This window comes from Bifidobacterium pluvialisilvae (assembly GCF_019331695.1).
Taxonomy (GTDB): Bacteria; Actinomycetota; Actinomycetes; order Actinomycetales; family Bifidobacteriaceae; genus Galliscardovia; species Galliscardovia pluvialisilvae.
In genome coordinates this window covers 40,521-64,196 of sequence record NZ_JAHBBI010000008.1, presented here as the reverse complement: position 1 = coordinate 64,196, position 23,676 = coordinate 40,521, and the positions used below count along the sequence as shown (strand labels likewise).

Below are 23,676 nucleotides of genomic sequence, written 5' to 3'. Positions count from 1 at the left end.
GACCGGGCACACCCGCACCCAGTAACGCCACTTGCAAAACGTTGAAAAACAAGGGATTCGACAAGTGCGTGACCCGGCACACCCGCCCCCGGTCACATACGCAACGCACCCGGTCACGCGCGATGCACCCAGTCACACATGCAGCGCACCCGGTCACCGCGTCACTCCATGTCCAGCGGCTCCTTGCGCGTCGGGGCGGGGAACGCGGCGTCGAGCGCGGCCAGGTCGCCGGGCGTCAGCGTAATCTCGCGCGCGGCCCAGTTGGCGAGCACATGCTCGGCCGTGCCGCTGCGGGGAATGGCGATCATGTCGTCGCGTCGCAGCACGAACGCGAGCAGGATCTGCATCGGCGTGGCGCCGTGTGCGGCCGCCACCGACCGCACGGCCGCGTTGTCCAACAGCCCGCGTCGCAGGCTGCCGGCCTGCGCGAGCGGACAGTACGCCATCATCGGCACGCCATGCTCGCGCATCCACGGCAGCAGATCGTATTCCACGCCGCGCGACCCGAGATGATACAGGTCCTGGTTCACGGCGCAATTATCGCCGCCCGGCACACGGAACAGCTCCCGCATGTCGGACGTGTCGAAGTTGGAGACGCCCCAGTTGGCTATCAGTCCGTCGGCCTTCGCGGTCTCCATGCACGCCACGGTTTCGGCGAGCGGCACCGATCCGCGCCAATGCAGCAGATACATGTCGAGATAATCGACGCCGAGACGACGCAGCGACGCCTCGAGACTGCGTCGGAGATTGCCGCGGCCGGCGTTATGCGGATACACCTTGGAGACGAGGAACAGCCGCTCGCGGTCATATCCTTCAATCGCCTCGCCGACCAACGATTCGGCGCGGCCTTCGCCATACATCTCGGCCGTGTCGATGAGCCGGATCCCGGCGTCGAGACCGGCCCGCAGCGCCGCGATCTCCGTGCGCGCGGAACGCCGCCCCTCCCCCAGATACCAGGTGCCCATGCCCAGTCGCGGCATCATCGTGCCGTCGTGCAGTCGTACGGTTTCCCTGAACGTCATGATTACCGTCACTCCCCTTGCCTTGCCAATAGTATCCGGATGTCCGGCGCGGAATCGCAATACGACGATTCCCGTGTTCCCCGCCGCATGGCGTGGCGGGGAACACGGGAAATCAAGCGATCGACGTTCCGTACATCGGCATCCGTCGTCACGCAACGTTGTGCATGTCGTCACGCGCCGGCGCGCGGACCGTCGTCAGTCCTGCAGCTTGAAATTATTGACCATCTCGTACCATTCGGCGATGCCGCTGTGGTCGTCGGAACCGTGGCCGTTGACCTTGAGCGACTGGAGGATCTCCATGGCGAGCGAGGTGAACGGCGCGGAGACGTTCACGCCATGCGAGGTGTCGAGCGCGTTCTGCAGGTCCTTGATGTGCAGGTCGATGCGGAAGCCGGGCGTGAAGTCGCCGTCGAAGATCTTCTGCGACTTCTGGTCCATGACGACGCTGCCGGCCAGACCGGAGCGAATGGCCTTGTACACGTTCTCCGGGGAGACGCCGGCCTTCTTGGCCAGCGAGTACGCCTCGGAGACGGCAGCGATGTTCACGGCCACGATCATCTGGTTGGCGAGCTTGGTGATGTTGCCCGCGCCGACGCCGCCGACCAGCGTGACGGTGGACGCCATGGTGCCGAGCAGCGCCTCGTACTTGTCGAACACGGCCTGCTCGCCGCCGACCATGACCGCGATGGTGCCGTCGATGGCCTTGGGTTCGCCGCCGGAGACCGGGGCGTCGAGGAAGTCCACGCCCCGCTTGGCCAGTTTCTCGGCGAACTCGCGGCTGGCAAGCGGGGCGATGGAGCTCATGTCGATGACGGCTTTGCCTTCGGACAGGCCTTCGGCGATGCCGCCCTCGTCGAACAGGGCGCTGCGCACGTGCGGCGAGTTCGGCAGCATGGTAATGACGACGTCGGCCTGTTCGGCGACCTCCTTGCCGCTGGCCGTGGCGATGGCGCCGGCGGCGGCGAGCTCGTCGACCGGGGCCTGGTTGCGGTCGTACGCGATGACGGTGTGGCCGGCCTTGAGCACGTTGTGCGCCATCGGCCTGCCCATGATGCCGAGTCCTACGAATCCTACCTTCATGATGGTTTCCTTTGGTTTGGTGGTTGGTTTGGTTGATTTGGTTGGTGATGCTGAGTGTGTGGCGGCTAGGGAGCCGGGGAGCTCAGGGCGTCGCGGCCGAGGAGGAAGGCGCGCATGGCGGTTTCCCCGGCGATCGGCACGTTCACGGCGGTGCGGGCGATGCATTCGTCCAGCGACGCCGGCCCGGGGATGGCGGGAACGACCAGATCGACGCCCATGCGGTAGACGGCGCCGAGGTCGTCGGCCCGTCCGCCGACGACGGCGACGACCGGCTTGCCGTGGCGTTTGGCGCGTTGCGCCACGCCGACCGGCGCCTTGCCGTTGGCCGACTGCGCGTCCATGCGGCCCTCGCCGGTGATGACCAGGTCGACGGAGTCCATGACGTCCTCCAGTCCGATGAGGTCGAGCACCGTCTCGATGCCGCTGCGGATCCGCGCGCCGCAGAACGCCACGAGTCCCGCGCCGAGGCCGCCCGCCGCGCCCGCGCCCGGCAGTTCGGCCACGTTCACGCCGGTCGTCGCCTCGACGACGTCGGCATAGTGCCGCATCCATGCGTCGGCCTTGGCGGTCCTGTCGGCGGTCAGTCCTTTTTGCGGGCCGTAGATGTGCACGGCCCCGGACGGTCCGACCAGCGGATTCGACACGTCGGTCAGGGCGACGAATTCCGTGCGGCCGATGCGCGGGTCGATGCCGGACGTGTCGATTGCAGCGATCGCACGCAGGCCGCGCAGTCCGCAGGGGACCGGATCGCCGGCGGCGTCGAGGAACCGTACGCCGAACGCCTTGGCCATGCCGGTGCCGCCGTCGCTGGTCGCGCTGCCGCCGAGTCCTATATATATGCGTCGTGCGCCGGCGTCGATGGCGTCGAGGATGACCTGTCCGACGCCGTACGTGGAGGCGTCGATGGCGTTGTCGAGCGTCTGTTCGATGAGCGTGATGCCGCTTGCCTGGGCCATTTCGATGATGGCTGCCCCGTCGGGCAGCAGCCCGTATTCGGCGGTCACGTCGTCGCCGAGCGGACCGTGGACGACGGCCGTGCGGCGTTCGCCGCCGCAGGCGTTGATCACGGCGTCGACGGTGCCTTCGCCGCCGTCCGCGATGGGGTATTTCGTCACCGAACAGTCGGGGACGACGCGGCGCACGCCCTCTTCGAGGAGGTCCTCGATGCGGCGGCTGGACGCCGACCCTTTGAATGAGTCGGAGGCGAGCAGCACTGACGGCGTTCGATACGGTCGCGGTTCCATGGCCGCCCTCCTTTCATATGATATTGACGATGATATGACCGGCGGCGTTGCGATGCGGCCGACGCGCCGGGTTGTCGGGTCGTTGTCCGCGATGGCCGGTCGTGCCGGTCAGTCGAGGTATCCGGCGTCCCGCATGGCCCGTTTCATGCCGTCGAGCGCGGCGCCGGCGGTGGGTTCCGTGGGCAGGACCGACGGGCCGACGTTCATGCCGAGCAGGTTGGCCATGTCCTTGGTGGCGGCCGGGAAGCTGGCCGCGTCCTGGGAGAGGCGGATCGGATTGAGCGTGAACTGGTCCTTGCGCGAGCCGTCCAGATCGCCGGCGATGAACTTGTCGTAGATGCCGCAGACGAGTTCCGGATAGATGTTCGCGGTGGAGCAGACGGCACCGTCGGCGCCGCAGCAGAACCCGGCGTAGACGATGATGTCCTTGCCGGCGAACACCCTGAAGTCGATGTCGGCGGTGCGGCGGACGAGCTCCTGCAGGTTGGTGATGTTGCCCGAGGAGTCCTTGATACCGACGATGTTATCCACATCGTGCGCCAGTTTGACGATGACGTCGAGTGAGATGGGGTAGCCGGCCAGTCCGGGATTGTTGTAGATGAGCACGGCCGTGTCGGGGACCACTTCGGCGATGGCCCTGAAGTGGTTGTAGAGGGCCGTCTGCGTGGGCGTGATGAACATCGGCTGGAGCACCGAGATGGCGTCGATGTCGAGCTCGGCGGCGCGACGGGCCAGTCGTACGCACTGGCTGGTGCGGATGTGGCCGACGCCGAACATGACGGGCACGCGGCCGGCGGCCTCGTCGATGATGGCCTGGGTGGCTTCGAGCATCTCGTCGTCGGAGAACATGTAGAACTCGGAGTTGGAGCCGAAGGCGAGGATGCCGTCCACGCCGTGTTCGATGACGTAGCTCACCTGTTCGCGCAGGCGCGGGATGTCGATGACGCCGTCACGCTCGTCGGTCACGGGCATGAGGATCGGCACGAAGATGCCTTTGAAGCTGTTGACGTTGATGGGATGTGCCATGTCGTTCCGTTTCTGGTATCGGGGGTTCGATGGATCCGGGGCCGGTCCTTAGCGGACGAGCGCCGGACGCTTGCCGTCGAACTTCCAGCCGGGGATGAGGTACTGCATGCCGGCGGAGTCATCGCGGGTGCCGCAGTTGTTCTCGACGTACAGGCGGTGGGCGGCTTCGAGCTTCGCACGGTCGATCTCCACGCCGAGGCCGGGCACGTCGCGCGGCACGGTGAGGCAGCCGTCCTCGAATTCGGGGGCCTTCGTGCCGAGGAACTGGCCGTCCTGCCACATGTAATGCGTATCGCAGGCGTTGATGCGCCCGGGGGCGGCGGCCGCGGCCTGCGCGACCATGGCGAGCGAGATGTCGAAGTGGTTGTTGGAGTGCACGCCCCAGGTGAGGTCGAAGTCGTGGCACAGCTGGGCCACGCGCACGCAGCCGGTCATGGTCCAGAAGTGCGGGTCGGCCAGCGGGATCGTCACCGAATCCAGTCGGATAGCGTTCTTCATCTCACGCCAATCGGTGTCGCACATGTTCGTCGCCGTGGCCAGACCCGTCCGCCGATGGAACTCGGCCATGGTCTCTCGCGCGGAGAACCGGCCTTCGGCGCCGCACGGATCCTCCACGTAGGTGAGCGTGCCTTCGAGCCCGCGGCACAGTTCCACGGATTCGTCCAGCGACCATGCGGCGTTCGGGTCGATGGTGATGCGAGCCTTGGGGAAGCGCTCCTTGAGCGCCTTCACCGCCTCGATCTCCTTGGCCGGCTCGAACACGCCGCCCTTGAGCTTGAAGTCATGGAAACCGAACCGCTCCTGCGCGGCCTCGGCCTGACGCACGATGGCCTCGGCGTCGAGCGCCGGCTCGCGGCGGATGCGGCCCCACGCGTCGGAATCGTCATCGTCGTGCAGGTACGGCATGTCGGTCCTGCGATAGTCGCCCACGTAGAACAGGTAGGCGAGGAACCGCACGCGGTCGCGCACCTGCCCGTCGCCGAGCAACGCCGCCACCGGCACGCCGAGATGCTTGCCCAGCAGGTCGAGCAGCGGCGTCTCCACGCCGGTCAGCACGTTCGTGACCTTCTTGAAGATCTGCGCGTGCGCGGTTTCCGCACCGGATCCGGCACCGGCCGCCCCGGCGACCTGCTCCTCGAGCATCCGGCGGCACCGCTGCACCACATCCTTGTATTCGCTGACCGAACGGCCCTCGACCAGCGGAACGCACGCCTCCAGACGCTTCGTGATCACCTCGCCGCCGGGCACCTCGGCCACGCCGGTCAGACCATCACTGTCCGTCATAACGACGATGTTGCGCGTGAAGAACGGTTCATGCGCACCCGCCAGATTCAGCAGCATGCTGTCGTATCCGGCGACCGGAATGACTTCCATAGTCGTGATAGTGGGAAGCATATCCCCTCCAATCCTTGATTTTCCGGACTTCATTGTGTGGACTAGAAAACGTTGTGTACTTCAATTATGGGATTCCGCAATCGTTCCCGCCATATTCCAGATGCTCGAAACCACGGCGGGTTTCCCAACCGAATATGTTCTCCGTACCATGGTCATGGGCTATATTGGAATGCAACGCATCGCCATACCGACCGGTCGGAACGAGCCGACCGATTCGCATCAGGGAGGGGCCAATGGACATCGATCCGCAGATCGCCGAAACCATCGTGTCGAACATCAAAGGCGTGATCCGGCATGAGATCAACCTGTTCGACACGAGCGGCACCATCATCGCCAGCACCGACAAATCCCGCGTCGGCACCTCGCACGACGGCGCGCGACTGGCCGTGGAAGCCAAGCGGACCGTGTCCATCGACGACGAGCATCAGTTCGAAGGCGCCAGAAACGGCATCAACGTGCCGGTCCTGTTCAACGGCTCGGTCGTGGCCGTCATCGGCATCACCGGCCGACGCGAGGAGGTCGAGCCGTTCGGCAACGTCATCAAAAAAATGACCGAGATACTGATCCGCGAGAATCTCGAACAGATCACCAGATTCGACCAGCGCATGATGACCGCCAATCTCATCAACATGCTGACGCTCCGTCAATACGACGCCGGATTCGTGAACTATCTGGCCTCGGCGTTGAACATCGACCTCGACCGGCGGCGACGGGCCGCGGTCGGCCGGTTCGTCGGCACCGGCGTGGCCATACCGGCCACCGACGGCCTGCACGCTATTCTTCAGACGCATTGCGGCGGCCTCGACCACAGCATGTTCTCTGTCACCGCGCGCGAGGTCTGCCTGTTCCTCGACGACGCCGACGTCACCGACCCCGCGGCGTTCCTCGGAGGCATACAGACCGACATCTCCAAGACGTTCCACCGGCAGATGAGCTTCGGCGTCGGACGGGCGGCCGACCAGGCGGACGCGTACTGGCGCAGCTACGGCGAGGCGTGCCGCACGGTCGACTGGCTGCTGTTCTCGCAGCAGAAAGGCGTCAGCAGCTACGACGACCTCGACTACGGCATGTTCATCTCGTCGATCCCCGCCGACGACGCCGAACGTTTCGTCGCGCACGTGTTCGAAGGGCTCGACGACCATGAGATCGACGACTTCCATACGACGTTCGACGCGTACACGCGGCACAACGGCAGCATCATCCACGCGGCCGAAGACCTGTTCCTGCACAAGAACACGCTGCAGAACCGACTCAACAAGATCGCGCGCGAAACCGGCTACAATCCGCGCGTACTGAAGGATTATTCGGTGCTCGACGCCGCGTTCAAGCTGCGTGACTACCTGGCGTTCCGCGCGGCGTAGGCGGGAGCATGTTCGGCGTGACCGGGTACATGTTTTCGTGACCGGGCACACCCGCACCCAGTCACGCCATCGACAAAACGTTGCAAAATAAGGGATTACAAACACACGTGACCCGGTGCACCCGCACCCGGTCACACACATGCGACGCACCCGGTCACAACGCAACGCACCCGCACCCGGTCACGTCTCAATCGCGCTCGCGACACGCCAACGCCAGCACATGCACGACATGCCGCCACGTTCGCAAACGCCTGCAATACCAACGGAATCGTCGATTCCCATGCGCAACGAACATTGTGGATAACGTTCCAGCCATCCACATTTTTCGCGATTATTCGATTTCGACGCCGTCGCCGTGCGTAAACCCGTACGCTCATGTCATGAACACTTACCAACCACCGTCCGGCACAGCGATTGCCCGCAACTACCTCGCGCGCTCATTGGTCGAAACGCAGCTGCACACGTTGCAACGCTGCCATGAATACAATGCGCGCGCCATCGCACGTCGGCAAATCGTATACGCCGGCGTCACCGCCCTAAAATTATGCCGATTGGAGACGCCATTGACGTCGCGTCTCGCCGACAACGAGTTCTGCATCGCTTATATCGGTCGCAATAACCGCTCCCATCGGAAGGACACCGGTTATCTGCGATGGATTTTTCGCGCGTCCTCCGGCAACATCACGGGAGACGTAATCGTGACCAATGACGTGCGGAATACGGTCGGCATGGGCATAACGACCAGCACGACCAGCACGACCACGACCTTGCTACCGACGCAACGGTCCGACGGCATCGTCACGGCCATCCCCGGCGCACCGAACATTCGGATTCCGTGGAACGGCGGCGTCATAATATGTACGCATCCGTTGACGACGTGGGCGATGATGGCTCCGTATCTCAGCCAGGTGGAGGTCATCGTGCTCGCCGACGCCATGCTCCGCGGAACCGCCAGCGACGTCAAAGTCACGAAGGATGACATTGTATGCTTTCTTCGGCAGGTGGATTTTCCCGGCAAAACGAAATGTTCCGCGGCTCTGCCATTTCTCGAGAACGTCACCGATTCGCCGATGGAAGCGCGAACAGTGCTGGCGCTGTTGAGCGACGGCCTCCCCAGACCCGTGACGCAGTGGACGATGTATCTGCCTGAATTGCGGACGGTCGCCGTGGTCGATATGGCGTATCCGGATGCGAAAGTAATCATCGAATACGACGGTGATGCGCATCGTGTTGACAAACAACAGTATCGCCGTGACGACAGAAAACGTCAGGCATTCCGTGCGCACGGATATGCGGTGATTGTGGCGTTCGCGGATGATGTGATGACCGCGGCGGGACGGCGGTCGTTGACGCAGCGGGTGGCGCAGGCGTTGGGTGTGACTGTCACCGGCCAACCGCTGCCGCAATATGCGGCGTTATCGAATGATCAACGCTTGGCCGGGCAACGCGACAGGCAGCGACGACGCCGGAATCGACGTCGGCGGCGGGGAGAAACGTAGCGTCGTGTGACTAGGCGCGTTGTGCCGTGTGACCGGGCATATGTCTACGTGACCGGGTGCACGTATACCCGGTCACGCGCTCATCAAAACCCTTATTTTTCAACGTTTCTCAGATGGCGTGACCGGGCGCGCGTGCACCCGGTCACACGATACAGTGTTTATTGGTCAGCGATAAATCACTGCACCTGGGCGCGGGCGATCTTGCCGGTGAAGGAGTTGGCCTCGTCGGCGTCCTTCACGGCGTCCTTGTTCCAGGAGAACATGGCGCGCAGCTTCGGGCCGACGGTCTCGATGCGCTCGTTGGAGTACTTCTCCTGCAGCTCCTTGAAGTGCGGGGCGCCGGCGTCCTGGTCGTCGATGAACTCCTTGGCGAAGGAACCGTCCTGGATGCGGCCCAGGTGGTACTCCATGCGCTTGCGGCAGTCCTCGTTGATGACGGTGTTGGTGTAGTCGCCGTACTGGGCGGTGTCGGAGCAGGACCAACGGGCCTTGTTCAGACCACCCTCGTTCATGAGGTCGACGAGCATCTTCAGCTCGTGGCAGACCTCGAAGTAGGCGATCTCCGGCTGGTAGCCGGCATCGGTGAGGACCTCGAAGCCCATCTCGACGAGCTTGTTCACGCCGCCCATGAGCACGTTCTGCTCGCCGAAGAGATCGGTCTCGGTCTCTTCCTTGAACGTGGTCTTGATGGCGCCGGCGCGCAGGGCGCCGAGGGCCTTCGCGTAGGCGAGGGTCAGCGCCCAGCCGTCACCGCGAGGATCCTGCTCGACGGCGACCACGACCGGGACGCCACGGCCGGCGGCGTACTCACGACGCACGATGTGGCCCGGGCCCTTCGGCGCGACCATGAAGACCGGGTGGTCGGCGGTCGGCTTGATGTAGCCGTAGTGGATGTTGAAGCCGTGGGCGAAGGCGACGGCCGCGCCTTCCTTGATGTTGGGCTCGATGTCGTTGGCCCAGATGGTGCGCTGGTACTGATCGGGGGCGAGGATCATGATGACGTCGGCTTCGGCGGACGCCTCGGCCACGGACTTGACCTCGAGGCCCTGCTCCTTGGCGAACTGGACCGACTTGGAGGTCGGACGCAGGCCGACGACCACGTCGACACCGGAATCACGCAGGTTCAGCGCATGGGCGTGACCCTGGGAGCCATAACCGATGATGGCGACCTTCTTGCCGGAGAGGACGGAGAGATCGCCGTCGTTTTCGTACCAAATCTGTGCAGCCATGTAAGCACTCCTTAACTACTGCGAATGTTGTTGTGGTTGCGCATAAGCGCCGCGCATGACGCGCGTGGTGTCCGGGACGCCGTCGGCCAGTCACCCACGCGGCATACCCCGCGAAACGATCATGAACCGCTCGATCGTCCACTCAGACGAGCTCATCTGAGGATTTTGTCCTGCAAACTGCCCACCATCCTACCGATAATGTCGCGTACGTCACATTCGCGTCCACAACGTGGGCGGTCAGATGGTTGCCCAGCAAAAAATCCCGCCGCCCCGACCGAAGCCGGAACGACGGGATTTTTCAATATTTTTAATAATTAATTATTAATTATTAATTATTAATAATCAATCACTGAACCTGGGTACGAGCGATCTTGCCGTTGAAGGACTCAGCCTCATCGGCGTCCTTGGCCGGGCCGTTGTTCCAAGAGAACATGGCGCGAAGCTTCGGGCCAACGGTCTCCAGGTGCGGGTGAGAGAACTCTTCCTGCAGCTTCTTGAACTTCGGGGCGCCGGCGGCCTGGTCGTCCATGAACTCCTTGGCGAAGGAGCCGTCCTGAATGCGCTTGAGCTGGTACTGCATGCGCTTCTTGGTCTCGTCGGTGATGACGGTGGAGGTGTAATCACCGTACTGGGCGGTGTCGGAGCAGGACCAGCGGGCCTTGTTCAGACCACCCTCGTTGGCGAGGTCGACCAGCATCTTCAGCTCGTGGAACACCTCGAAGTAGGCGATCTCCGGCTGGTAGCCGGCCTCGGTCAGCACGTCGAAGCCGAGGTCGCACAGGTGGTTGATGCCGCCCATGAGGACGTCCTGCTCGCCGAAGAGATCGGTCTCGGTCTCTTCCTTGAAGGTCGTCTTGATGGCGCCGGCGCGCAGGGCGCCGAGGGCCTTGGCGTAGGCCAGGGTGATGGCCCAGCCGTCGCCACGCGGATCCTGCTCGACGGCCACAACCACCGGGACGCCACGGCCGGCGGCGTACTCACGACGCACGATGTGGCCCGGGCCCTTCGGGGCGACCATGAACACCGGGTGATCCTCGGTGGGCTTGATGTAGCCGTAGTGGATGTTGAAGCCGTGGGCGAAGGCCAGAGCGGCGCCCGGCTTCAGGTTCGGCTCGACGTCCTTCTTGTACACGGCGGCCTGGTACTGGTCAGGCAGCAGGATCATGACGATGTCGGCCTCGGCGACGGCCTCCGGCACGGACTTGACCTCGAGGCCCTGCTCCTTGGCGAACTGGACCGACTTGGAGGTCGGACGCAGGCCGACGACCACGTCGACACCGGAATCACGCAGGTTCAGCGCATGGGCGTGACCCTGGGAACCGTAGCCGAGGATGGCCACCTTCTTGCCTTCGAGCACGGACAGATCGGCGTCCTTCTCGTACCAGATAGTTGCTGCCATGATTGGCACTCCTTTATATTGTTTGGTGATTACCGAGCGTTGGACGTCCGGCAATCGGTTGAGATTGCTGACGGCCTTCGGCGAGAAGGATTGTGTCCTAGACGTTGAAAGTCATCGATCACTGGGAACTAGTTCTAGTCCACCAGCATCTGACGCGGAAGTCCGCGTCCAAATATTGAATATTGAATTTTCGTATCGCGGGCGGTGGCGTTGTGGGCCGTCGTCCGCGCTGTGTTCATTCGACCACCGTCGGATGAACGGAAGCTGAATTCCACCGGAGAACTCGGTGAAATCCGCCGATGATGAGACTCGGAATTCGGCTTCACTTGGTGAAGTCGACATTCTTAGCTGAGGCTTCTCCATGGGAACAGTCCAGTGGACTGTTCCCGAAGCCGAAGCGAGCGCGAGTCATCGAGCGCGAGGATGAGACTTAGAACTTGATTTCACTTCGTGAAGCCGACGTTCTTAGCTGAGGCTTCTCCATGGGAACAGTCCAGTGGACTGTTCCCGAAGCCGAAGCGAGCGCGAGTCATCGAGCGCGAGGATGAGACTTGGAACTTGATTTCACTTCGTGAAATCAACGTTCTTAGTCTCATGGCACGAGAGCACCGCGACGAGGCAGCACACGGCCATGACGCCGAGGTACAGACCCACCGAGTGGACGCCGAAGTGGCTGGACAGCCAGGTGGCGATGGTCGGCACGAAGGCCGCGCCGACGATGGCGGCGAGGTTGTAGCCGATGCCGGAGCCGGAGTAGCGCACGTTGGCGTCGAACAGCTCGGGCAGGAAGGCGCCGATCGGGCCGAACGCGGTGCCCATCAGGGCGAAGCCGACGCACAGGAACACCATGTTGGCGAAGAAGTTGCGCTGGCCGACGATCTGGCCGTTGAGCAGGAACGGGAACAGGGCGGCGAACACGACGAGCAGCACGGAGGAGGTGACGATCACGCGCTTGCGGCCGAACTTGTCGGCGTTCACGCAGGAGATCACGATGAAGGCGGCGAACACGCAGATGGCGATCATCAGCATGAGCAGGTACTCCTGGTTGGAGAAGCCGAGGCCACCGCCGCCCTCGCCCTGGGCCTTGGTGCCCCAGGCGAGCGACCACGTGGCGAGCGTGTAGAACAGCGTGTAGGTGACGGCGACGAGGAACGTGGCCTGCAGGACCTGACGCCAGCTCTTGCGGAACACCTCGGTGAGCGGGGACTTGACGACCTTCTTCTGCTCCTGGGCCATGCGGAAGATCGGGGTCTCCTCCATGTGGACTCGCACGACGAGGCCGATGATCACGAGGATAGCGCTCAGCAGGAACGGCACGCGCCAGCCCCAGGCGAGCATGGCGGCGGAGTCGTTGAAGGACTCAAGCACGAAGTAGGTGCCGTTGGAGAGGAAGAAGCCGATCGGGGCGCCGAGCTCCGGGAAGGAGCCGTAGAGGGCGCGCTTGTTCTCAGGCGCGTTCTCGGTGGCGACCAGTGCGGCGCCGGACCATTCGCCACCCAGGCCGATGCCCTGGATGAAGCGCAGCAGGCAGAGGATGGCGACCGCGGCGATGCCCCACGTGTTGTAGGTCGGCAGGCAGCCGATGAGGAACGTGCCGACGCCCATCGTCATGAGGGAGACGACCAGCGTGGTCTTGCGGCCCATGCGGTCGCCGAAGTGGCCGAACACCAGCGAGCCGAGCGGGCGGGCGATGAACGCGATGGCGAACGTGAGCAGGCTCATGAGCAGGGCGACCGTCGGGTTCGCCTTGTCGGAGAAGAAGATGTGCGGGAAGTAGTTCGCAGCGGCGGTGCCGTATGCGTAGAAGTCGTAGAACTCGATGGCCGTGCCGACCATGGAGGCGGCGATGACGGTCTTGACGGAGTCACGCGCCATCGTCTTGAGTTTGCTATCAGTCGTAGCCTCGACTGCTGTCATTTCTCTAATCTCCTGTGTAGTCCGTGAATCTTCTGTTCGGGGGCCAACGGTTTCTCTCTGCAAGCGGCCGTCCGTCCGATTCCCGGGTTTCTCAGTTTCTTGAGTTGTCTTCCATCGCTCGTTTTTCATTCCGTGTATCGGATCTCGATCATGCGATATGAAAAAAGCCCCGCTTTTGGCGGAGCTCAAAACTAGATTTTGTCTGTTCCGATCCCCGCCACGTTGACGGGATCGAACAGTGGAAAATGTCGAATCAGTCCGCCAACGAAGACGGAATAATAATTCGGCCGGACACAGCAGCAAGTGCGACATTCAGCTTGGTTGCGGTCATTCCGTACATCTTGGCGAACCTCCTTTCGGCGTCATACATCTTTGCGGGCCTTTCGACCCGAACCACTTGAGAAGATAGGCGCGGCCTACGGCATACGCCAATCGAGGGCCACTATGTGGACAGTTCGGCGTTCGTGTTACGCACACCGTTCTTTCGCGGCGCATCCGCCCAACGGAAAGGAACCGAACGCACGTTTTGGTTCCTGTTCGTCGCTTACACCACGACCAACAGGAACCAAGACGCTACTTCCATTCCCATCCGTTGCACGCCGCTCAACAGATAGGAACCGGGGATGTGATTGCGTTCCCATACGTTGCAAATCACCCAACCAACGGGAACCGAACGTATGCTTCGGTTCCCGTGCGTTACGAATCCAGTCCGCCTTCCCCGCCGGCGGGGACGTGGGCAGTGGCCGACGCCGGCGGAGCATCATCGGCTCGTCCTACGCCCCGCTACAGCTCGTAGGCGAAGGCCTCCCATGGGGCGAGCTTGCCGAAGAGCACGTCGGCGGCGGTCTCCTCCTCCGGATAGGTGCTGATGAGAATGCGGTCGGCGCTCACGCCGCCGAGCGTGGTGCCGGCGAGGCCAAGGCCGAGCATGTCGGCGGTTTCGGCGGGGATCTTCGCCGATTCGCCCGACATATTGACCACGACCACGATTTTCCGCTCGCCGGAGCCGTCGATGCCGCCGCCGACACCGTCCTCGCGCAGCGTGCGCACGAACGCGTACACCTGCGGGTCGTCGGCGTCGAGCATCCGCCAGTCGCCGGCCGCGACGACCGGGTTCTCGTGCCGCAACGCGATGAGCCTCTTGTAGAACGACAGCACGGAGTCGGGGTCGCGCTTCTCCTTCTTGGCATTCACCACGTCATGGTTCGCGTTCACGGCCAGCCAGGGGGCGGTGGGCGCGTAAGGCGCGGTGAACCCGGCGTACTTGGTGGCGTCCCACTGCATGGGCGTGCGCGCGTTGTCGCGGCTGATGGCCTTGAGCGCGTCCATCATGGCCTCCGGGGTCATCACGCCGGCCTCGGTGAGCTGATGGTACATGTTGATGGATTCGAGGTCCTGGTACTGGTCGAGCGAGTCGAAGTAGGCGTTGGTCATGCCGAGCTCCTCGCCCTGGTACACGTACGGGGTGCCGCGGTGCATGTGCAGCAGCAGGGCGATGGCCTTCGCCGAGCGCACGCGCGCCTCGTCGGTGGAGTCGTCGCCCCAGCGGGAGACCACGCGCGGCTGGTCGTGGTTGTTGAAGAACAGGCTGGTCCACCCGGTCTTCTTCACCGCGCCCTGCTGGCCGGCGAGGCAATGCTTGAGGTGCGCGAGCCTCCAGGGTTCCGCCGTCCACTTGGACTGTCCGCCGCCCGGCTCCACGTGGTCGAAGAGGAACAGCATGTCGAGCTCGCGGTTCGCCGGGTCGGTGATGTGCCGGTTGCGTTCCGGCGTGATGCCGGGAGCCTCGCCCACGGTGAGGGTGCCCTCGCGCCCGTCGAACACCTCGCGGTGCATTTCGGCGAGGAACTCGTCCTGCCGCGGCCCGTCGGCGCAGAACGGGTTCGGACTCGAATAGCCGTCCTCCCCCACCGGCCCCGCGGATTCGGTGTTCGCGCCCACGCCCGGCAGTTCGCCGTTGGCGTCCACGTGCTTGGAGATCAGCGTAATTACGTCCATGCGGAATCCGTCGATGCCACGGTCGAGCCACCAGTTCATCATCTTGTAGACGGCGGCGCGCACGTCCGGGTTCTCCCAGTTGAGGTCCGGCTGCTTCTTCGAGAACTGGTGCAGATAGTATTCGCCGCGCTTCGGATCGTATTCCCATGCCGAGCCGCCGAAATACGACCCCCACTGGTTCGGCTCCGCGCCCGGCGTCCCCGGCTCGTGCCCCGCCTTGGCGGGCCGCCACCAGTACCAGTCGGCGTGCGGGTCGTTCCTGTCGCGCGAGGCTTGGAACCATGCGTGCTCGTCGGACGTGTGGTTCACCACGAGGTCCATCACGACCTTGATGCCCCGGTCGTGGGCCTCCTCGAGCAGTTCATCCATGTCGTCGAGCGTGCCGAACATCGGGTCGATGTCCTGATAGTCGCTGATGTCGTAGCCGTTGTCGTCCTGCGGCGACTTGTACACCGGCGACAGCCAGATGACGTCCACGCCGAGGTCGGCCAGATAGTCGAGCCGCGACGTGATGCCCGGGATGTCGCCGTATCCGTCGCCGTTCGTGTCCTGGAAACTGCGCGGATAGATCTGGTACACCACCGCGTTCGACCACCACGGGTTCGGCGTTGCGCCGTTGGTGTGAATCGTGTCGGGAAGCGCCGCGCGCTGTTCGGTCGTCATTTGCATCCTCCTTGACTGCCCAGAAACCGGAATCCTCGCCAATTTTACCGTTCAAGCACCCGTTGTCATCGGGAAACTGCGAGTTGTGGGTGTTTGCTTTTCGACTTTGCGGAATCCGTCTGCGTTCCACAACGGAAAACCGTTGAAAATCCGCGGTTGATGTTTTCCCTGTCGACGCCGCCGTAAACAACGAACACCCACAACTCGCGTTTTCGTTATGGAACGGCACAATATTGTGACATATTTTCGGCGCCCCCAACACGGGGATGGAATACCATTGTTCCGATAGTGCGGCGCGCGGCGTTCCGCGCGCGGATTGACGATGGAACGGCGGGGAGTGAGCATGACGACGAAGGATACGAACAACGGCAAGCGCGACGACGACAAGCGCAATGACAACGACAAGCGAGACGGCAACGACGACTTCGACACCGACATCAGCAGGGACCTTGATTTCTCCGGTCTTGACGACGATGCGGCCGATACCTCATGGGACATCCCCACGCTGACATTCGACTTCGACGGTTCGGACGACCGGCCGGATGACGACGGGGATGGCGAAGACGACGGCAAGGCCGACGAGGAAGACAAAGCCGAGGCCGGGGAGGAGACCGCCGCCGAAGACGGCAGCGAGGCCGGGGAGCCAGCGCGGCAGGCCGGTCCGGAGACGGACGCCGCGGCCGGCCCGGCCGATTCCGCCGATGCGGATGGGACGGCCGCATCGGATGACGACGTCCCGGTAGACGACCATGCGTCCGCGGACGACGCCGCGACAGACGACACCGCGGCGAATGACGACGAACGGAATGACGACGTGGCGGCGGAACGGACCACGGCCATGCCGACGGCCGCCCTGCCCGACCACATCATGCAGGACCTGCTGGCCGACACGGCCGATATTCCGCCGATCGGCGACATCGATGCCGAGACGGCACCGGACGCCACGACGACGCTGCCGGCCACGACGGCATTGCCGGCCACATCATCCGCAAGCGACGAATCCCTTGGCGAGACGACGATCGTGGAACCGGCGGTGACCGACGCCAGCGATGAGACGGGCACAGGCGAGGCAGGCACAGGCGAGGCAACCGCGGGTGAATCCATGCCGGCGAGCATCCCACCCGCGTCGGAAAGCACGTCCGCCGCCGGCGGAACCGCGTCGAACGCGCCGAAGAAGATTCGTCTGAACCGGCGCCGCGTGACGATATTCTGCATCGCCATCGTGGCGATTGCGGCGCTCATCGTGGGCGGCGTGTTCGCATGGCAGCGGTTCGGCGGCAAGTCGCAGGAGTCCGCGATGGCCGATTGCACGGCGTCCGTCAAGGACTACGGCACCGCGACCACGGCACTGACGAAGGCACAGAAGGATGCGCAGTCCGCTCTGCAGACGACGTCCTCGGAGGTCTCCGACCCCACGACGCTGACGAATCTGAAAAAGGCGGTGGACGGCGCCAAGGACGTGACGCAGGCCCGCGACTGCAAGTCGTCGATGGCGGCGTCCGAACTGGAGGCGAACGCCAAGGCCAATCAGACGATGGCGGACGCCATAACCAAGACGACCAACAGCATCAACAGCGCCATCAAGGCGGTGTCGGGCAGCAAGGGCGACAATCAGAAGAACACGCTGAAGGCGAGCCTGCAGGCGGCCATCACGTCGGCGCAGACCACATACGACGACAGCAACGGCGTAGTGGACGATGCCACCCGCACGACGCTGCTCAACGCCATCAGTGCGGCGCAGTCCGCGGCGAACGCACCCGAATCCACTGCGTCGGACCTGCAGAACGCGATGACCACGTTGGAGCAGGCGAAGACGGCGGTGAAGAACGCCATGCAGTCGTCGTCCGATTCGGGCTCGTCGTCGGGTTCCGGCTCGGGCAACGGATACTACAATTCAGGCAACGGATACGGCAACAACAGCTACGGCAACGGATACTACAATTCCGGCAACGGAACCTATAACCGGTACGGCAACGGCAGCTATAACGGGTATTCCGGCAACGGATACTACAACCAGTACGACAACGGCTCAAGCAGTTCAGGCAGCACCAATTCAGGCAACGGATCGTCGTCCTCCGGCACCGGCACCGGATCCCAAAGCGAGAAGACCCCCAGTGGCACCGTGACCGATAAGACCGGCAGCGACAGCACCAAGCCGAGCACGAGCGACCAGAGCAGCCCCAAGCCGAGCACCGGCACCGGCGACAACAAGTGACCGAAGGCTCCCCTTGTCAGGGGAACTGGCACGCGTAGCGTGACTGAGGGGTGGTCAGCGCCCCCACGACATACCCGCTACCGCCGCAGCAGACGCTCGCGCAGTCCCGGCGTGATCTTCACCGCCGTCCAGATGCTGCGCACCAGCAGCACCCCCAGATACGCGGCGAACAGATTCGCGCCCATGCGCGGCGTCACCCATCCGGCCACGATCGTTCCCAACGGCGCCACAATCGCCGCCGTGATGCCTATCGTCAGACCGTTGCGCAGATGCACGAGCCGCCGCCGCGTATTTGCCACGGTGCCGGCGATCGAACTGGGGAACATGGCCAGCAACGATGTGCCGCGCGCCATCAGGTCGCTCGCGCCGAACAGCACCGACAGCGCCGGCACCATCACGGCCCCGCCACCGATGCCCAGCAGCCCGGCCAGCACGCCGATGCCCACGCCCAGCAACGCCAGCAACGCGCCGGTCAATATCGTCATATGGATCACATGGTCGCGCGACGGCGTGAACACGATCTGCGAAAGAATCACGAACACCAGGAACACGACGAATATCCAGCGCAGCAGCACCTCCGGCAGCCATGCCAGCAGCCAGCTGCCAATCTGCGACCCGACGACCAGACCGCACGCGAGCAGCACGGCGGCTATCCAATCGACGTCGCCGCCGGTCGCATACGAGATCACACCGGTGATGGACGTCGGGATGATCGCGGCCAGCGACGTCGCCGCCGCATGACGCTGCGAAAGCCCCAGGAACACCAGTGCGGGCACGATCACCGTGCCGCCGCCGATGCCGAACAGCCCCGACAGAAAACCGGAAAGCACGCCCACGCCGATCAACATGGCCCACACGTGACCTGCCGGCCGCCCCTCCCCCAGGGTCGCCGAACCTTCACCGCCATACGCCGGCCCGGTCACGCCACGCACGGCACGCTTGATACGCTCGTCGGTCTGCGCGGCATCACGCCCATCGCCTTCACGAGTCGCGCGGCCATCCACGCCGTCGTTCCCGCGGCCATCCACACCATCATCCCCACGGGTCATGCGGCCATTCGCCGCCGCATCCGCAACGCCTTGCTTCACCGTATCGTCATTCACGCCCATATCGTCATTCACGCCGGCCACTTTACTCCCCGTCGTATCGTCTCAACGTCGTCATCCCAAGACGGCCGTAATCCAACGGCCGTAATCAGACAATCGTCATCCCAAAACAACACGGACAGCACGTCGGTTACAACGCACGCTTGCGTAGAACCCTACGCCGAGCCACACCAGCGTAGGGTTTTACTCGCGAATACGCAAAAACCTACGCGTAGCAATCCTACGCGTAGGTTGTGTTGCATGGATGCGTTATAACCGGCGCCCGGTTCACACGCAACTCATGCGAGCATCACGTGCGACTCACGCGGCGGCGTCGGCGGCGGCGCGACGCTTGGCGAGTTCGGCGCGGATGAACGGCTCGTTCTTCTCGAAGTGACGGTAGCCGAGCATGATCACGATCACGACGGCGTACACGATCACCGGCAGCCAGATGAAGCAGAACTGGATGGCGTTGAGCGCGGCGGGGGTCTGCGTCTGGTTGGCGACGTAGCCGGCGGCGGCCATGATCTTCGACGGGATCAGGTTGCCGAGGCCGGAACCGAACTGGATGCAGAAGGAGGCGCCGACGGCGGAAAGCAGACCGGCCGCACGGATGCCGTTCTTGTATTCGCCATAGTCGACCGTGTCGGCGAGCATGGCGAACGGCATGGCGAGCGCCATGGCGGCACCGAGGATGGAGATGGCCCAGAACACGACGAACAGGGCGAAGCTGTGCGATGCGGTGAGCAGCAGCAGCTGGCCGATGATGGCCATGACCATGCCGGCGATCATCGTGTCGGTCTTGCCGGCCTTGCCGAGCTTCTTGGAGATCACGGGGATGAGGAACGTGGTGATGAGACCGAGGATCTGCATGCCGTTGAGGATGGTGGCGAGGTTCTCGTTGTTCAGGTTGTACTTGGCGTAGTACACGGCCACGGACATGCGGTCCTCCTGCGCGATCCAGAAGATGACGAACGCGACGATGAGGATGATCCACGGCCAGTTGCCCTTGATGGCGTGCAGGCTTTCCTTGAACGGCAGCGGGTTCTGGGTCTTGGGATCGTAGTTGTGCTCGCGGATGTTGCGGAACGCGAAGAGCAGCAGGGCGATGGCGATCACGCCGTACAGGGCGAACGTGACCATGAAGCCGACCTTCTGGTTGGTGGCGCCGGTGAGCGCCTTGCCGGCCCAGTTGACCAGCGGAATCGTGCAGACGGCGGTGATGAACGTGCCGAACAGACCGCCGGAGAGACGGAACGTGTTGGCCTTCACGCGCTCGGCCGGGTCGGGCGTGAGGTTGGAGAGGATGGCGGTGATCGGCGTCTGGATGCCGGTGTACACGAGGCCGGCGGCCACGATGTAGGTGACGGCGGCGTACACGGCCTTGCCCATCGGAGGCAGGTTCGGCGCGGTGAACGCGAGGAACACGGTGATGGCGAACGGCACGCACATCCACAGGAAGAACGGACGGCTCTGGCCCCACTTGGTCTTGGTGTGGTCCACGATGGAACCCCACACCGGGGCGGAGATGCAGTCGCCGATACGGGCGATGAGGAGAATCCAGCCGGCCGCGGCGGCGGTGATGCCGAACACGTCGGTGTAGAAGAACATGATGTAGGTGCCGAGCGAAGAGTACAGCAGGTTGCCCGCCATATCAGTGCTCAGATAGGCGATCTTCTCCTTGACGGGCAGTACCCCGTCGAATTTCTTTCCCGTAACGGTGCCATGGACCGCGCTCGTCGCGGCGCTGGCGTTCCTCGTTGTAGCCGACATTGGTTGTCGCCCCTTTGCTTTGCGTTTCCTCTGTTACGGCGTCGTTTTTCGTAGCGTGCCTGGCGTTGCCGACGCTGTGCACGTGCGCATGCTTGCCTCTTGCTTGCCGACGTCGGGGAAAAGGTTATCGCTGCATTTTTTGGAAACGGCCGGATGTTATCGTTCCGAAGCCGTTTCGTTGCGCATTGTTTATAAATGACGGCGTTTGTTATAGCCCTGTAATATCGCGGTTGTGAACGGTATCACAAATGTTTGCTTTCCGTTATGAGTAACTAGTTACTGATGATGATGGCAGGTGGGACGAGGTACAGGGCACGGATACGCGAGGCGAATAGGCACGGTGCCGTGACCGGGTGCGGCGGTGTGCCCCGGTGCGGAGGCGTGACCGGGTGCGGAGGCGTGACCGGGTGCACCGTATCGTGACTGGGCACAGCCGCGCCATGTCACGCCAACCGCAAAACGTTGCAAAACAAGGGCTCCCAACCACCCGTGACCAGGCGTACCCGCACCCGGTCACACCAAAACCGCACCATGTCACAAACCCGCACCGAGTCACGCTTGATACCAATCGTTCCCCGCGCCCCGTCACGCGGCGCGGCCCGGCCATCCGCCACAGCAGCGACCACCCCCGCGTTGCACGAAATCACACGGGCATTCGCGGCAATATATTCGCCAAAACGCATACTCCGCGCGACAATGGAACATGTAGGAACACGAAGTACCACGCCCGGCATCATGCGAGCCATGCCACGTGCATCACGCGCAACGCAGCAATGCGCCGCTTCACACCATGCGACGCAACGGCGCACAACGCGACGCCACGCATCATCCGCCGGCGCGGCACATGTGAGGAGGCCCAACGATGGCATACGCAACAGTCAATCCCTACACCGGCGAAACCCTGAAGACGTTCCCCACCGCAACGCGCGAGGAGGTGGACGCGGCCCTTGAAGCCGCGCACGCCATATTCGGCGTCTGGAAGAACGAGCCGATCGAGGAACGCACGTTCGTCCTCGACAAGGCGGCGTCGATTCTCGAGGCCGAACGCAACGAATACGCCGAGATGCTCACCACCGAGATGGGCAAGATCATGTCGGAGGCGCAGGCCGAGGTCAGCGTCTGCGTGGCGATCCTGCGATACTACGTGGAGCACACGAAGGACCTGCTGCGACCGCGAATGCTGCTCACGCAGGGATTCGGCGAGACCGACGTGCATCTCGTCAACGATCCGACGGGCATCATCTTCGCCGTCGAACCGTGGAACTTCCCGTATTATCAGGTCATTCGCGTGGCCGCGCCGCAGTTGGCCGCCGGCAACGTCGTCATGCTCAAGCACGCGTCGAACGTGCCGCAGTGCGCCGCGCTCATGGAGCGGCTGTTCCTCGAGGCCGGCGCCCCCAAGGGCGTGTTCACGAATCTGTACCTGCCGCATGACCTGACGGAACACGTGATCGCCAGTCCGTACGTGCGCGGCGTGGCGCTCACCGGGTCGGAGAAGGCCGGCGCGATCATCGCGTCGCTGGCCGGCAAGCATCTCAAGAAGAGCACGCTGGAACTCGGCGGCATGGACGCGTTCATCGTGCTGGAGGACGCCGACATCCAGTCGGCAGCCGAATGGGCCGTGCGCGGACGCAACCGCAACGCCGGCCAGGTATGCGTGTCGTCGAAGCGTTTCATCGTCGTCGACGCGGTCTACGACGAGTTCGTCAAGCGGTACCGCGCGGAGGCGGCGAAACTCGTGCCGGGCGATCCCGCCGATCCGAAGACCACGCTGGCGCCGCTCTCCAGCGCCACGGCCAAGCGCCAGGTCGAGCAGCAGGTGGCGGACATCGTGGCGCAGGGCGCGAAAATCGAGTATCTCGTCGACGTTCCGAAAGAGGGGAATTTCTTCCCGTCGGCGCTGATCACCGACATTCCCGAAGGTTCCGAGGCCACGCGCACCGAGATTTTCGGACCGGTCGCGCAACTGTATCGCGCGAAGGACGAGGCCGACGCCATTCGCATCGCCAACGACTGCCCGTATGGATTGGGTGGTTCGGTGTTCACGACCGACATCCATCATGCGCAGGAGATCGCCCGCCAACTCGACACCGGCATGGTGACCATCAACCGCGCCAGCGCCTCCGGCCCGGACATCCCCTTCGGCGGCGTGAAGAACTCCGGCTACGGTCATGAGCTCATCGACCTCGGATTGAAGGAGTTCCTCAACCAGAAGGTCGTCATCAACGGATAGGCACGATGAGGTTCCGCCTGGACCGCGACGCCGAACCGGCGCCGCGGTCCAGGCGCGGATTGCCACGAAAACGTTGGCAACCTATTGGCATAGCTCATCGTCATGTCCGCATAATGATTGTGTCGGATTTCACTACCGTCAATGCTGACGATCGAAAGGGGCAACGATGACGTACTCGAAAAACAATCCGTAATCGACATCAGATCGGCGTGCACGTTCGACCGTACCTTTCGTTGCATACCGGAGGATTTGCCTGAAGTGGGGTTTGTGATGGCGAATTTTCGGTAAGCGTTTTCCATATATGGAGCAACAGCAGCGAGCAACACCGGTCGAGGCACACTCGCCGCCATGATGCAAAATGCGCTCATACGCCATACGTTTCAATGATTCATTGAAAATGACATCACATTATATACGACTTCGACCATTGAGACAATATGACACCGTTCTTTGGTAAGCGCTTTCATATTTAGCGGAAACGCTGCCAACGACGTTCAATCGTCAATATCATTAACAACTGGTTGCCGATGACGACAG

At 63.2% G+C, this 23,676-nt stretch carries 15 protein-coding genes; 4 read left to right on the top strand and 11 right to left on the bottom strand.

Annotated elements, in window-relative coordinates; genetic code table 11:
- Window positions 1-161 precede the first annotated feature (161 nt).
- The 5 genes from KIH77_RS07550 to KIH77_RS07530 form a co-directional block, all read right to left on the bottom strand.
- Window positions 162-1,022: an aldo/keto reductase gene (locus KIH77_RS07550; protein ID WP_236024551.1), complete on the bottom strand. Its 861-nt coding sequence runs from the start codon at window positions 1,020-1,022 to the stop codon at window positions 162-164.
- A 195-nt stretch (window positions 1,023-1,217) separates the two neighbouring features.
- The gene (gene garR, locus KIH77_RS07545) at window positions 1,218-2,102 is read right to left on the bottom strand and encodes a 2-hydroxy-3-oxopropionate reductase (RefSeq protein WP_219100603.1); all 885 of its coding nucleotides are present in this window, start codon (window positions 2,100-2,102) and stop codon (window positions 1,218-1,220) included.
- Window positions 2,103-2,167: 65 nt separating this feature from the next.
- Complete coding sequence (locus tag KIH77_RS07540; RefSeq protein ID WP_219100601.1) at window positions 2,168-3,346, bottom strand: glycerate kinase; 1,179 nt, start codon at window positions 3,344-3,346, stop codon at window positions 2,168-2,170.
- Window positions 3,347-3,454: 108 nt separating this feature from the next.
- On the bottom strand, window positions 3,455-4,372 hold the full coding sequence (locus KIH77_RS07535; RefSeq protein WP_219100599.1) for a dihydrodipicolinate synthase family protein: 918 nt from the start codon (window positions 4,370-4,372) through the stop codon (window positions 3,455-3,457).
- 48 nt (window positions 4,373-4,420) lie between these two features.
- Complete coding sequence (locus KIH77_RS07530) at window positions 4,421-5,746, bottom strand: enolase C-terminal domain-like protein (protein WP_240542198.1); 1,326 nt, start codon at window positions 5,744-5,746, stop codon at window positions 4,421-4,423.
- 254 nt (window positions 5,747-6,000) lie between these two features.
- Between KIH77_RS07530 and KIH77_RS07525 the strand changes: the two genes are divergently transcribed.
- Both KIH77_RS07525 and KIH77_RS07520 read left to right on the top strand, forming a co-directional pair.
- A complete protein-coding gene (locus KIH77_RS07525) occupies window positions 6,001-7,128 on the top strand; it encodes a CdaR family transcriptional regulator (protein WP_219100595.1) in 1,128 nt (375 codons plus the stop codon).
- Window positions 7,129-7,508: 380 nt separating this feature from the next.
- Complete coding sequence (locus KIH77_RS07520; protein ID WP_219100593.1) at window positions 7,509-8,627, top strand: DUF559 domain-containing protein; 1,119 nt, start codon at window positions 7,509-7,511, stop codon at window positions 8,625-8,627.
- A gap of 176 nt (window positions 8,628-8,803) precedes the next feature.
- Here KIH77_RS07520 and ilvC (KIH77_RS07515) read toward each other — a convergent pair whose 3' ends face one another.
- From ilvC (KIH77_RS07515) to KIH77_RS07500, 4 genes are all read right to left on the bottom strand, one after another.
- Entirely contained in the window at window positions 8,804-9,856 is a 1,053-nt protein-coding gene (gene ilvC / locus KIH77_RS07515) for a ketol-acid reductoisomerase (protein ID WP_219100591.1), read from the bottom strand.
- A gap of 346 nt (window positions 9,857-10,202) precedes the next feature.
- Window positions 10,203-11,255, bottom strand: a complete 1,053-nt coding sequence (gene ilvC / locus KIH77_RS07510; RefSeq protein ID WP_219100589.1) for a ketol-acid reductoisomerase — start codon at window positions 11,253-11,255, stop codon at window positions 10,203-10,205.
- 564 nt (window positions 11,256-11,819) lie between these two features.
- Window positions 11,820-13,172 carry an MFS transporter gene (locus KIH77_RS07505; RefSeq protein WP_219100587.1) on the bottom strand — a complete coding sequence of 451 codons (1,353 nt, stop codon included), beginning with the start codon at window positions 13,170-13,172 and terminating at the stop codon, window positions 11,820-11,822.
- 783 nt (window positions 13,173-13,955) lie between these two features.
- Window positions 13,956-15,833, bottom strand: a complete 1,878-nt coding sequence (locus tag KIH77_RS07500) for a glycoside hydrolase family 13 protein (RefSeq protein WP_219100585.1) — start codon at window positions 15,831-15,833, stop codon at window positions 13,956-13,958.
- Between the two features lie 343 nt (window positions 15,834-16,176).
- Between KIH77_RS07500 and KIH77_RS07495 the strand changes: the two genes are divergently transcribed.
- Window positions 16,177-18,048 carry a hypothetical protein gene (locus tag KIH77_RS07495; protein ID WP_219100583.1) on the top strand — a complete coding sequence of 624 codons (1,872 nt, stop codon included), beginning with the start codon at window positions 16,177-16,179 and terminating at the stop codon, window positions 18,046-18,048.
- A 77-nt stretch (window positions 18,049-18,125) separates the two neighbouring features.
- On the opposite strand, the gene KIH77_RS07490 is transcribed toward KIH77_RS07495, so the two are convergent.
- Together KIH77_RS07490 and KIH77_RS07485 are read right to left on the bottom strand one after the other, a co-directional pair.
- Entirely contained in the window at window positions 18,126-18,896 is a 771-nt protein-coding gene (locus tag KIH77_RS07490; RefSeq protein ID WP_236024565.1) for a sulfite exporter TauE/SafE family protein, read from the bottom strand.
- A gap of 558 nt (window positions 18,897-19,454) precedes the next feature.
- The gene (locus KIH77_RS07485; RefSeq protein ID WP_219100581.1) at window positions 19,455-20,906 is read right to left on the bottom strand and encodes a glycoside-pentoside-hexuronide (GPH):cation symporter; all 1,452 of its coding nucleotides are present in this window, start codon (window positions 20,904-20,906) and stop codon (window positions 19,455-19,457) included.
- 862 nt (window positions 20,907-21,768) lie between these two features.
- Here KIH77_RS07485 and KIH77_RS07480 point away from each other — a divergent pair.
- Complete coding sequence (locus KIH77_RS07480) at window positions 21,769-23,139, top strand: NAD-dependent succinate-semialdehyde dehydrogenase (protein WP_219100579.1); 1,371 nt, start codon at window positions 21,769-21,771, stop codon at window positions 23,137-23,139.
- Window positions 23,140-23,676 lie beyond the last annotated feature (537 nt).